This window comes from Mesorhizobium sp. B2-6-1, assembly GCF_006440475.1.
GTDB lineage: Bacteria > Pseudomonadota > Alphaproteobacteria > Rhizobiales > Rhizobiaceae > Mesorhizobium.
This window is the reverse complement of sequence record NZ_VFUH01000032.1, coordinates 1-11,293: the sequence shown is the minus strand read 5'-3', so window position 1 is coordinate 11,293 and position 11,293 is coordinate 1. Positions and strand designations below refer to the sequence as shown.

General features: G+C 63.7%; 10 protein-coding genes. 5 read left to right on the top strand and 5 right to left on the bottom strand.

The genetic code is table 11. The features are described 5' to 3' along the window. The first annotated feature begins 299 nt into the window (after positions 1-299). Complete coding sequence (locus tag FJ443_RS30990; protein WP_140518326.1) at positions 300-506, top strand: hypothetical protein; 207 nt, start codon at positions 300-302, stop codon at positions 504-506. Between the two features lie 168 nt (positions 507-674). On the opposite strand, the gene FJ443_RS30985 is transcribed toward FJ443_RS30990, so the two are convergent. The 3 genes from FJ443_RS30985 to FJ443_RS30975 are packed head-to-tail and all read right to left on the bottom strand — an operon-like array spanning position 675 to position 2,624. Continuing rightward, positions 675-860 (bottom strand): DUF3008 family protein, encoded by a 186-nt coding sequence (locus FJ443_RS30985; protein WP_140493851.1) that lies wholly within the window; start codon positions 858-860, stop codon positions 675-677. 59 nt (positions 861-919) lie between these two features. Continuing rightward, positions 920-1,708: a glutamate racemase gene (gene murI, locus FJ443_RS30980; protein WP_140558550.1), complete on the bottom strand. Its 789-nt coding sequence runs from the start codon at positions 1,706-1,708 to the stop codon at positions 920-922. Beyond that, positions 1,701-2,624 (bottom strand): RNA methyltransferase, encoded by a 924-nt coding sequence (locus FJ443_RS30975; RefSeq protein WP_140493855.1) that lies wholly within the window; start codon positions 2,622-2,624, stop codon positions 1,701-1,703. The genes murI and FJ443_RS30975 overlap by 8 nt, the downstream gene beginning before the upstream one ends. Before the next feature lie 213 nt (positions 2,625-2,837). Between FJ443_RS30975 and FJ443_RS30970 the strand changes: the two genes are divergently transcribed. Both FJ443_RS30970 and FJ443_RS30965 read left to right on the top strand, forming a co-directional pair. After that, the gene (locus FJ443_RS30970; protein WP_140493857.1) at positions 2,838-4,049 is read left to right on the top strand and encodes an NADP-dependent isocitrate dehydrogenase; all 1,212 of its coding nucleotides are present in this window, start codon (positions 2,838-2,840) and stop codon (positions 4,047-4,049) included. A gap of 86 nt (positions 4,050-4,135) precedes the next feature. Then, on the top strand, positions 4,136-4,762 hold the full coding sequence (locus tag FJ443_RS30965) for a glutathione S-transferase N-terminal domain-containing protein (RefSeq protein WP_140666935.1): 627 nt from the start codon (positions 4,136-4,138) through the stop codon (positions 4,760-4,762). A gap of 150 nt (positions 4,763-4,912) precedes the next feature. Here the strand turns inward: FJ443_RS30965 and alaS are convergent, their stop codons facing one another. Together alaS and recA are read right to left on the bottom strand one after the other, a co-directional pair. Then, entirely contained in the window at positions 4,913-7,579 is a 2,667-nt protein-coding gene (alaS, locus tag FJ443_RS30960; protein ID WP_140666933.1) for an alanine--tRNA ligase, read from the bottom strand. A gap of 303 nt (positions 7,580-7,882) precedes the next feature. Beyond that, the gene (gene recA / locus FJ443_RS30955) at positions 7,883-8,980 is read right to left on the bottom strand and encodes a recombinase RecA (protein ID WP_010909075.1); all 1,098 of its coding nucleotides are present in this window, start codon (positions 8,978-8,980) and stop codon (positions 7,883-7,885) included. A 282-nt stretch (positions 8,981-9,262) separates the two neighbouring features. On the opposite strand from recA, the gene FJ443_RS30950 reads away from it, so the two are divergent. Together FJ443_RS30950 and FJ443_RS30945 are read left to right on the top strand one after the other, a co-directional pair. Beyond that, positions 9,263-10,207 carry a carbohydrate kinase family protein gene (locus FJ443_RS30950; RefSeq protein WP_140560979.1) on the top strand — a complete coding sequence of 315 codons (945 nt, stop codon included), beginning with the start codon at positions 9,263-9,265 and terminating at the stop codon, positions 10,205-10,207. Positions 10,208-10,253: 46 nt separating this feature from the next. Next, positions 10,254-11,171 carry a pseudouridine-5'-phosphate glycosidase gene (locus FJ443_RS30945; RefSeq protein WP_140656069.1) on the top strand — a complete coding sequence of 306 codons (918 nt, stop codon included), beginning with the start codon at positions 10,254-10,256 and terminating at the stop codon, positions 11,169-11,171. Positions 11,172-11,293 lie beyond the last annotated feature (122 nt).

The window sequence follows — 11,293 nt, the reverse complement described above, 5'->3', positions numbered from 1 at the left end:
TGAACCGCTTCGACGCCAAAACAGAAGCGGACAGATCATGTGCTACCAAACCGGACAACTTGATTAGCTACCGACAGGTTCCAACTGGCGCCGCCCCGCGACCATCTACGATTTTCAGTGTTGTTGTTCAATGCGGTGTCGCATCCGGCGGGAGGTTGTCGCGCCCGCGGTATTGGAACAATTCCCGGAAAGCGCTAGCGGTTTCTACCCGGGATTGTGTAAAAAATCGGAGCGGGGCGGCGATTCCCCGAAGCTGAACCGCTCCAGGAAGGGACTTGAGCAGAGGAGCCTGAATTCGGATGAAGAAGTTCTTTCTAAGCCTGACTGGTGCGACGGTGTTGGCCGGATCGATGGCCGTCATCACGCCGGAGCCGGCGATGGCAAGGCATTGGCAAGGTCACCGGCCTCATCAGGTATGCCGGATCGTGGTCAAGAAGCGCGTCGTCTGGCGCCATGGTCACCGCCATGTCATTCGCCAAAAAGTGCGACGCTGCCACTGGCGCTAACAGCTGCCACTGGCGCTAACAGCCGCCACTGGCGCTAACAGCCGCCACTGGCGCTGATTACGTCGGCCATTGACCAGACAATAACATCAAGGCCTGCGACCCCGTCGCGGGCCTATTTCTTGCCATTGGACGAGCCCTCCACAAAGGGCGTGCCAAATAGCGCTTCCCTCAGTGCTTCTTTTTCTCCGGCAGATCCTTGCGCTTGGTTTCGGCGAATTCCTCGAGCTGCTTTTCGCTCATGGATTCGTACATCCCTTTGGAAGCGCCTTTGAGCTCGCTCTTCTTGGTCTCGCCGCGCTTGGCCGACAATGCGGCGCCGGCGGCCTTCTGCTGGGCTTTCGAGGTGGCAGGCATGGTTTTTCTCCCTTCATTGCCTGGGAGAAAACGAAACGGCCTCGCCAATGTTCCGGAAATCAGGCGACCGTCAGTCCAAAGCCCTGCATCAAACGGCTGGTGGCAAAATCCGCCTTGCCGGACGTGAAGACCGCGATGTCCGGCTCACCATGCGGCAACGGCCCATTGACCGGCGACAGCAGCGACATCGCCCGCCGGGCGATCGCTTCGGCAGGATCGATCCAGTCGACCGGCCAGGGTGCGGTCTTGCGCATGCGGTTGACCAGAAAAGGATAGTGCGTACAGGCGAGCACGGCGATGTCGGTGCGCATGCCGTCGCGCTCGATGAAACATGGGGCGATCTCGGCGCGCACGGCTTCCTCGTCGACGAAGCCTTCGCGCATATAGGCTTCGGCCAGCCCCGCCAGACGGTCGCTGCCGACCAGCCGGACATGGCACTTCTGCGCCCATTTGCTGATCAGGTCGCGCGTGTATTGCCGTTTCACCGTGCCCGGCGTCGCCAGCACGGAGACGAGGCCGGAGCGGGTACGCTCCGCCGCCGGCTTGATGGCAGGCACGGTGCCGACAAAGGGATGGCCGGGAAACCTCTCGCGCAACGCGTCGATCACCAGCGTCGAGGCGGTGTTGCAGGCGATGACCGAGATGGCCGGGGAGAACCGGTCCAGCAATTTGCCGAACAGGTCGAGAATATGGATCCGCAGCGCCGGTTCCTCCCAGGCGCCAAAGGGGAAGGCGGCGTCGTCGGCGATGTAGACGAAGCGGCGGTCGGGCATCAGCACGCGCGCCTCGCGCAGCACAGTCAGCCCGCCAATGCCGGAATCGAACATCAGGATCGGCTGATCAGTCATTGTCGGTTCCCTTGCCGCCGAGCGGCGGCGCGGCGTTGTCGTCGTCATCGGCCACCTGACGATCCGCATTGGTCTTGCGGCCGGGACCGCCGGCGCGCGCCGCTGCCGGAAGCCGCCTTGGATCATCTCCCGGAGAGCCGTCGCCGCGCGGCATCGCCGGCGAGAACCTGTCCAGCGACGAGATGATGCCGCGCAGCACCTTGAGCTCCGGCTCGGCAAATCCCGCCCGGGTCAATACGGCGCGCAGATTGTCAACCATCTTCGGCTTCTTCGGCGCCGGCCGGAAATAGCCGCGCGCTTCGAGTGCGCCTTCGAGATAGGCGAACAGGCCGTGCAGTTCTTCCTTGCTGGCCGGCTTCATGTCCGGACCCGTAAAGTTGGTCTTGGTCTCGTCCTCGAGGCCGGATTTCATCCACTCGTAGGACATGAGAAGCGCGGCCTGGGCGATGTTGAGCGAGGAAAAATCGGGATCGACCGGAAAAGTGACGATCTCGTCGGCGAGGCCAACTTCGTCATTATAGAGGCCGAAACGCTCGCGGCCGAACAGGATGCCGGTTCGCTGACCCATGCCATGGCGAGCCCGGAGCACCCTGCCCGCCTCGACCGGCCCGCGCACGGGCTTGAAGCCGTCGCGTTGCCTTGCGGTGGTCGCGAAAACGAAATTCAGGTCGGCCATCGCCGTGGCGAGATCGTCGAAAACCTTGACGGCGTCGATGACATGGTCGGCGCGGCTGGCCGCCGCCCGCGCCTTCTCGTTCGGCCAGCCGTCGCGCGGGTTGACGAGGCGAAGTTCGACCAGGCCGAAATTGGCCATGGCGCGCGCAACCATGCCGATATTCTCGCCGAGCTGCGGCTCCACGAGGATGATGGCGGGGCTGGCGACTGAAGCGGTATCGGAATCTTTGGTGACGGGCATGATTGTCAATGAACTGCTGTTTGCGGCATTTCAGCGTCCCCTGCCATATTCGGCCGCGAAAATGAACCATTCGCAAATGGCGGGGCGATCGCTTCGCTTTCGTGACCGATCGTCGTTTGCGCGGCCAAAAACGCTTTGATATAGGGGCGCATCCCCGGCCGAACGCCACGCGGGCAAGGCCGTCCCATTTCCCAGCAACGAGGCATTCTTTCCATGGCGAAGATCAAGGTGGCGAACCCGGTCGTCGAACTCGACGGCGACGAGATGACCCGCATCATCTGGCAGTTCATCAAGGACAAGCTGATCCACCCTTATCTCGACCTCAAGCTTGAATATTACGACCTCGGCATCGAGCATCGCGACGCCACCAACGACCAGGTGACCGTCGATTCGGCCAACGCCATCAAAAAATACGGCGTCGGCGTGAAATGCGCGACCATCACGCCCGACGAGCAGCGCGTCGAGGAATTCAAGCTGAAGAAGATGTGGAAGTCGCCGAACGGCACCATCCGCAACATTCTCGGCGGCACCATCTTCCGCGAGCCGATCATCATGAAGAACGTGCCGCGGCTGGTGCCCGGCTGGACCAAGCCGATCATCGTCGGCCGCCACGCCTATGGCGACCAGTACCGCGCCACCGATTTCCGTTTTCCCGGCAAGGGCAAGCTGACGATCAAGTTCGTCGGCGAGGATGGCCAGGTGATCGAGCACGACGTGTTCGACGCGCCCGGCGCCGGCGTCGCCATGGCCATGTACAACCTAGACGAATCGATCCGCGAATTCGCCCGCGCTTCGCTGAACTACGGCCTGCTGCGCAACTACCCGGTCTATCTCTCGACCAAGAACACCATCCTCAAGGCCTATGACGGCCGCTTCAAGGATATTTTCCAGGAGGTCTACGAGGCTGAGTTCGAGGCCGAGTTCAAGTCCAAGAAGCTGTGGTACGAGCACCGCCTGATCGACGACATGGTGGCCTCCAGCCTGAAATGGTCGGGTGGCTATGTCTGGGCCTGCAAGAACTATGACGGCGACGTACAGTCCGACACGGTGGCGCAGGGGTTCGGCTCGCTCGGCCTGATGACGTCGGTGCTGATGACGCCGGACGGCAAGACGGTGGAAGCGGAAGCCGCGCACGGCACCGTGACGCGCCACTATCGCCAGCACCAGAAGGGCGAGGAAACCTCGACCAATTCGATCGCCTCGATCTTCGCCTGGACCCGAGGGCTGGCCCACCGCGCCAAGCTCGACGACAATGCCGAATTGAAGCGTTTTGCCGAAACGCTGGAAAAGGTCTGCATCCAGACGGTCGAATCCGGCTTCATGACCAAGGACCTGTCGCTGCTGATCGGCCCCGACCAGCCTTGGCTGTCGACCACCGGATTTCTCGACAAGATCGACGAGAATTTGCAGAAGGCGATGGCGTAGGCACCCGCGGGTTCAACACGCCGAAGGCTCCGGAAGGAGCCTTCGCTTTTTTGGGCCAACGAAATCGAAAGCAAAGGACTGGCAACATGGCCAAACCGGTCCTCTACGGCGCGGACTACAGCGTTTACGTGCGCATAGCGCGCATGGCGCTGGAGGAGAAGGGCGTCGACTATGAGCTTGTGCCGGTCGATGTCTTTGCCGCCGAGGGCATCCCCGGCTGGTATTTCGAGCACCACCCGTTCGGCCGCATCCCGGCCTTCGAGCATGACGGTTTTCGCCTGTTCGAGGCCAGCGCGATCACGCGCTATGTCGATGAAGCTTTCGACGGACCGCCCTTGCAGCCGAACGATCCGCGCGGCCGCGCGCGGATGAACCAGATCATCGGCATGCTCGACGCTTATGGCTATCGGGCCATGGTCTGGGACGTCGCCGTGGAGCGGCTGGAGAAGGCGTCGCCTGACGAAGCGCTGATTGTCAGCGGATTACGACAAGCAGGAGCGGTCCTTCAGGTGCTCTCATCATTGAGATCCCCGGGGCCGTGGTTGCCCGGCAATCAACTGACGCTCGCCGACCTGCATGCGGCACCGATCATCGGCTATTTCGTCAGGGTGGCGGAAGGGCGCAAACTGCTGGCTCGCTTTGCCGACATACAGGACTGGTGGGATTGTATTGCTAAACAGACAAGCTTTGCCAGGACTGAAAAGGCCGGCTGATCTGCGACAGCGCAGCGCAGCGATATTCGATTCAGGTCAACGATTTCGCGGATAACCGATCATTGATGTCGCGCCGCCCATCATGAGGGGCCGCGCGACCTCGAAGGGAAGCAACCGGCCTGGAGCGTTGCCCCCCAATTCTGCAATGAATCACGCCGCCTCCAGCGCCGCCCTCACCGCAGCAATCGCGTCGTCGGCCTTCGAGGCATCGGGGCCACCGGCCTGCGCCATGTCGGGCCGGCCGCCGCCGCCCTGCCCGCCGAGTACCGCGGAGGCGACGCGCACCAGGTCGACGGCGCTGAAGCGGCCGACGAGATCATCGGTGACAGCGACCACGACGCTCGCCTTGTTGTCCTCGCCCGCACCGACAAACACGACCACGCCGGAGCCGAGCGAGCTTTTGCCGGCATCGGCGAGCGGCTTCAGATCCTTCGGCGAGACACCGGAAACCGACTTGCCGAGGAAGCCGACGCCCGCGACGGTCTCGTTGGCGGCCGGCGCGTCAGCGGGCGACCCGCCGCCCAGCGCCAGCTTCTTGCGCGCTTCGGTGAGCTCCTTCTCGAGCTTCTTGCGCTCTTCGAGCAGGGCTTCAACACGCGCCGGCACGTCGGCCGGCGAGATTTTCAGTGTTGCCGCGGCCGCCTTCAGGCGCCGGTCCTGTTCGTCGAGATGCTTGCGCGCGGCCTCGCCCGTCAGCGCCTCGATGCGGCGCACGCCTGCGGCGACGGCGCTGTCGGACACGACGCGCACCAGGCCGATGTCACCGGTTGCCCTGACATGCGTGCCGCCGCAAAGCTCGACCGAATAGGGGCGATTGGCCTTGGCGCCATGTAGGCCCGTGCCCATAGACACGACGCGCACCTCATCGCCGTATTTCTCGCCGAACAGCGCCATGGCGCCTTCGGCAATGGCATCGTCGACCGACATCAGGCGCGTGATCACCGGGCTGTTCTGCACCACGATCTCATTGGCCATGCGCTCGACCTCCTCGAGTTCCGAGGGCGAGATGGGCTTGTTGTGCGAGATGTCGAAGCGCAGGCGCTCGGGCGCGACCAGCGAGCCCTTCTGTGCCACATGGGTGCCCAGCACCTCGCGCAGCGCCTCATGGATCAGATGCGTCGCGGAATGGTTCGCGCGCAGCCTGGAGCGCCTCGCATGGTCAACCTTCAGCTCGACGGCGGCACCCGTCCTGGCAGTGCCGCTGACCACCTTGCCGAGATGCACGAACAGCCCGTCGGCCTTCTTCTGCGTATCGGAAATCTCGATCGAGAAGCCTTCGCCTGAAATGGTTCCGGTGTCGCCCATCTGGCCGCCGGATTCGGCATAGAACGGCGTCTGGTTGACGACCACGGCTACCGCTTCGCCCTTGCCGGCGCTGTCGACGGTCTTGCCGTCGCGGACAACCGCCTGGATGATGCCTTCCGCCTGCTCGGTCTCGTAGCCGAGGAATTCGGTGGCACCGGCTTTTTCGCGCACCGGGAACCAGACCGCTTCCGTCGCCGCCTCGCCGGAACCTGCCCAGTGCTTACGCGCCTCGGCCTTCTGCTGCTCCATCGCATTGGTGAAGCCGGCAAGATCGACCGAGATGTTGCGCTGGCGCAGCGCATCCTGCGTCAGGTCGAGCGGGAAGCCATAGGTGTCGTAAAGCTTGAAGGCCGTCTCGCCGTCCAGCATGTCGCCGGCGCCGAGCTTTTCCGTCGCCTCCGACAGCAAACCGAGGCCACGCACCAGTGTCTTGCGGAACCTGGTCTCCTCAAGCTTCAGCGTCTCGGTGATCAGCTGTTCGCCGCGCACCAGTTCCGGATAGGCCTGACCCATCTCGCGAACCAGCGCCGGCACCAGCTTCCACACCAGCGGCTCGTTCGCACCGAGCAGCTGTGCATGGCGCATGGCGCGGCGCATGATGCGGCGCAGCACATAGCCGCGGCCTTCATTCGATGGCAGCACGCCGTCTGCGACCAGGAACGACGACGAGCGCAGGTGATCGGCTATGACGCGATAGGATGCGACGGTCTCGGCGTCGGGACCGCGACCGAGCGCGGACGACGCCGCATCGATCAAGTGCCGAAACAGATCGGTCTCAAAGACGCTTTCCACGCCTTGCAGGATGGAGGCCATGCGCTCCAGGCCCATGCCGGTGTCGATCGACGGGCGCGGCAGGTCGATCCGCTCGTCCTTCGTCACCTGCTCGTACTGCATGAACACCAGGTTCCAGAATTCCAGGAACCGGTCGCCATCCTCCTCCGGGGTGCCGGGCGGGCCGCCCCAGATGTGCTCGCCACGGTCGATGAAGATTTCCGAGCATGGCCCGCATGGCCCGGTGTCGCCCATCGCCCAGAAATTGTCGGAGGTCGGGATGCGGATGATGCGATCATCGGAAAAGCCGGCGATCTTCTTCCAGAAGCCGGCCGCCTCGTCGTCGGTGTGGTAGACGGTGACGAGCAGCTTGTCCTTCTTAAGCCCGAACTCCCTGGTAATGAGGTTCCAGGCTAACTCGATGGCGCGCTCCTTGAAATAGTCGCCGAAGGAGAAATTGCCGAGCATCTCGAAGAAGGTCAGGTGGCGCGCGGTGTAGCCGACATTGTCGAGGTCGTTGTGCTTGCCGCCGGCGCGAACGCTTTTCTGGGCGGTCGTGGCACGCGAATAGGGCCGCTTCTCCAGGCCGGTGAAGACGTTCTTGAACTGCACCATGCCGGCATTGGTGAACATCAGCGTCGGATCGTTGCGCGGCACAAGCGGGCTCGACGCCACGACCTCGTGACCCTCCTTGCGGAAATAGTCGAGAAATGTCGACCGGATCTCGTTCACGCCACTCATGAATGCTGCCTTTTCGAGAGAGCCGCCGGCCGGACCGGCGGAAAATGGGCTCTGCTTTAGAAGATGGAGCTGGCCTTTTAGCCGCCGCTTGGCACCCTGTCCAGAAACACGCAAGCTGGCCAATTCGCGGTTCGCCAGCCGCTCAAAACGCAAACCGCCGGCACGGGGCCGGCGGTTCGAAACGCAATACTACAGAACTCGATTACATAAGCTCAAATTGATGAACCGGGATTATGGCCGAACTCGGGCCGCAAACCGAACGCTAGATCGCGCCAGCGAACGCTAGATCGTGCCGACGAGCGCTTACATCGCGCCGGCTTCATCCTCGAAGCCATCATCGCCACCTTCGGAGCCGCCATTCTCGAGGAATTTTTCGGCGATCAGTCCGGCGTTCTGCCTGAGCGCAAGTTCGATCTCGCGCGCCGTATCGGGATTGTCGCGCAGGAACAGCTTCGCGTTCTCGCGGCCCTGGCCGAGACGCTGCGAATTGTAGGAGAACCAGGCGCCCGATTTCTCGACCACGCCCGCCTTGACGCCGAGATCGACCAGCTCGCCGGTCTTCGACACGCCTTCGCCGTACATGATGTCGAACTCGACCACCTTGAAGGGCGGCGCCAGCTTGTTCTTGACCACCTTGACGCGGGTCTGGTTGCCGACGACCTCGTCGCGGTCCTTGACCGACCCGATGCGGCGGATATCGAGACGCACCGAGGCGTAGAATTTCAGCGCATTGCCGCCGGTGGTGGTTTCGGGCGAGCCGAACATGACGCCGATCTTCATGCGGATCTGGTTGATGAAGATGACCATGGTGTTGGAGCGCGAGATCGAGGCGGTCAGCTTGCGCAGCGCCTGGCTCATCAGGCGGGCCTGCAGGCCGGGCAGCGAATCGCCCATCTCGCCCTCGATTTCGGCGCGCGGCGTCAGCGCCGCGACCGAATCGACCACCAGCACATCGATGGCGCCGGAGCGCACCAGCGTATCGCAGATCTCAAGCGCCTGCTCGCCAGTGTCAGGCTGCGAGATCAGGAGGTTTTCGAGATCGACGCCGAGCTTGCGGGCATAGACCGGATCGAGCGCATGCTCGGCATCGACGAAGGCGCAGATGCCGCCCTTCTTCTGGGCTTCCGCCACCGTGTGCAGCGCCAGCGTCGTCTTACCCGAGCTTTCCGGCCCGTAGATCTCGATGATGCGGCCGCGCGGCAGGCCGCCGACGCCAAGCGCGATGTCGAGGCCGAGCGAGCCGGTTGGCACGGTTTCGATCTCGACGACCTGCTCGTTCGCGCCGAGCCGCATGATCGAGCCCTTGCCGAAAGCCCGCTCGATTTGCGACAGCGCCGCATCCAGAGCCTTTGATTTGTCCACTGCCTTATCCTCTACAAGCCGCAAGCTGTTCTGAGCCATGATACATCACCCCGTAGTCGTCAATGAAGGCCGGACAATCCGTAATCCTTGGTTATTTGTACCTTTTTTGTTCTCATTTGGCAAGAGGGATCAAGCATCTGAAAAATAAGCAACATCCTGATTTGTTCTTTTTTTGTCTCACGATTCGGCTCCAACATGGTCCGAATATTGGGCCAGGCTGGTTCGCCGTGCCGATCTCACGAATCGCTGGTTGTTGCCTGCGAAGCTCCGTCGCACAGCATGGCGCTTGTGCGTGACCGCCAACAAAGGTCATATCGGCGCATGGTGAGATCTCCAAGAGTCCTGGCGGTGGGCGGCGCCCATATCGACAGGCGCGGCCAGGTGTCCGGCGCTTACGTGCCGGCTGCCTCCAACCCGGGCACGATGCGCGAGGACGTTGGCGGCGGCGTCTTCAACGCATTGCGCAGCACGGTGCGGCGAGGCGTCTCGGGCTCGTTGCTGTCGGTGCGCGGCGGCGATGCCGCCGCCGACACGGTTTCGCGCGCCATCGCCGAAGCAGGCATTGCCGACCTGTCCGCGGTGTTCCTCGACCGCACGACGCCGAGCTATACGGCGCTGATCGACCGCGAGGGCGAACTGCTCGTCGGCTTTGCCGACATGGCGCTTTATGAGCTGGCATTTGCAAAGCAGATCCGCCGCTCCAGGGTGCGGGAGGAGATCGCCGCCGCCGATGCCGTCCTGTGCGACGCCAACCTGCCATCGGCGGCTCTGGAGCGGCTGGTGTCGCTTGCCGCCGGCAAGCCCGTGTTCGCCATTGCCATTTCACCGGCCAAGGTCGTGCGCTTGACACCGGTGCTCGGCGGCCTGGCCGTCGCCTTCATGAACAGGCGCGAGGCGGTGGCGCTTGCCGGACTTGACGATGCCGCCTCTCAAAAAACTATCCTCGACGGGCTGAGAAGCGCCGGCCTCGACAGCGCGGTGGTCACGGCGGGCGGCGGCCCGGTGCTGGGCTTCGACCGCGACGGCAGCTTTGCCGTCGTCCCGCCCCCTCCAAGAAAGGTCGTGGACGTCACCGGCGCCGGCGATGCGCTTGCCGGCGCGACGGTCGCCGCCCTGCTGCGCGGCATGCCCTTGCGCGCGGCGTTGCGCGAGGGCGTCGCCGCCGCGACGCTGGCTATTGAAAGCGCGGGCGCCGTTCCCGATTTCACCACGGCGACTTTCGCGCAAGCGCTGGCTCTTGTGCCCGAAGAGCAGGAAATGGCATGAGACCGGCATCCGAAAGGATGCGCCGCACTTCGGATTGGAGATCAAGATGACCCCAGACACCGCCCGCCCCTTCATCGATGTCCACGCGCCGGTGGCGCAGGCCCTGTCGGCCGGGAAGCCCGTGGTGGCGCTGGAAAGCACCATCATAACCCACGGCATGCCCTACCCCGACAATGGCGCCATGGCGGCCGACGTGGAAAGGATCATTGCGGACGGCGGCGCGGTGCCGGCGACGATCGCCGTGGTGGCGGGCCGCATCAAGATCGGCCTCTCCGACGGAGAACGCGAATCGCTCGCCATGACCGGCGACGCCATGAAGCTCTCGCGCGCCGATCTCGGCTTCGCCGTCGCGCAAGGGCGCACCGGCGGCACCACGGTTGCCGCCACAATGATCGCCGCGCATATGGTTGGGATAAAGGTGTTCGCCACCGGCGGCATCGGCGGCGTGCACAAGGGCGCCGAAAAAAGCTTCGACATTTCCGCCGACCTCGATGAGCTGGCGCGCACGCCCGTCATCGTCGTCTCGGCTGGGGCCAAGGCCATCCTCGACATCGAAAAGACGCTGGAGGTGCTGGAGACCCGCGGCGTGCCCGTGATCGGCCATGGCTGCGAGACCATGCCGGCCTTCTGGTCGCGGCAGTCGCCGTTCCGCGCGCCGCTGACCTTGCACGCGCCGGAAGAGATCGCGCATTTTTACAAGACGCGACAGGCGCTGGGCCTGAGCGGCGGCATGCTGATCGCCAATCCGGTGCCGGAGGATCACGAAATCCCGGCCGGCGAGATGGCCGGCTACATCGAGGCCGCCCAGAAGGCCGCCGAGGCGCTCAACGTTACCGGCAAGGCGGTGACGCCGTTCCTGCTCTCCAAAATCCTCGAACTCACCGGCGGCCGGAGCCTGAAGACCAACATCGCGCTGGTCGAAAACAATGCTCGGCTGGCAGCGCGAATTGCCGGGGCGCTGTAGGACGCCGGAAATACGAGCGGCGGCACCACGGCTACTCGCGACCACCGAGTTCCGTCACGCCCTCCTCTGTCCTGCTGGACGTCTCCGAAAAGTCTGCACTTTTCGGAGACGTCCAGCAGGAC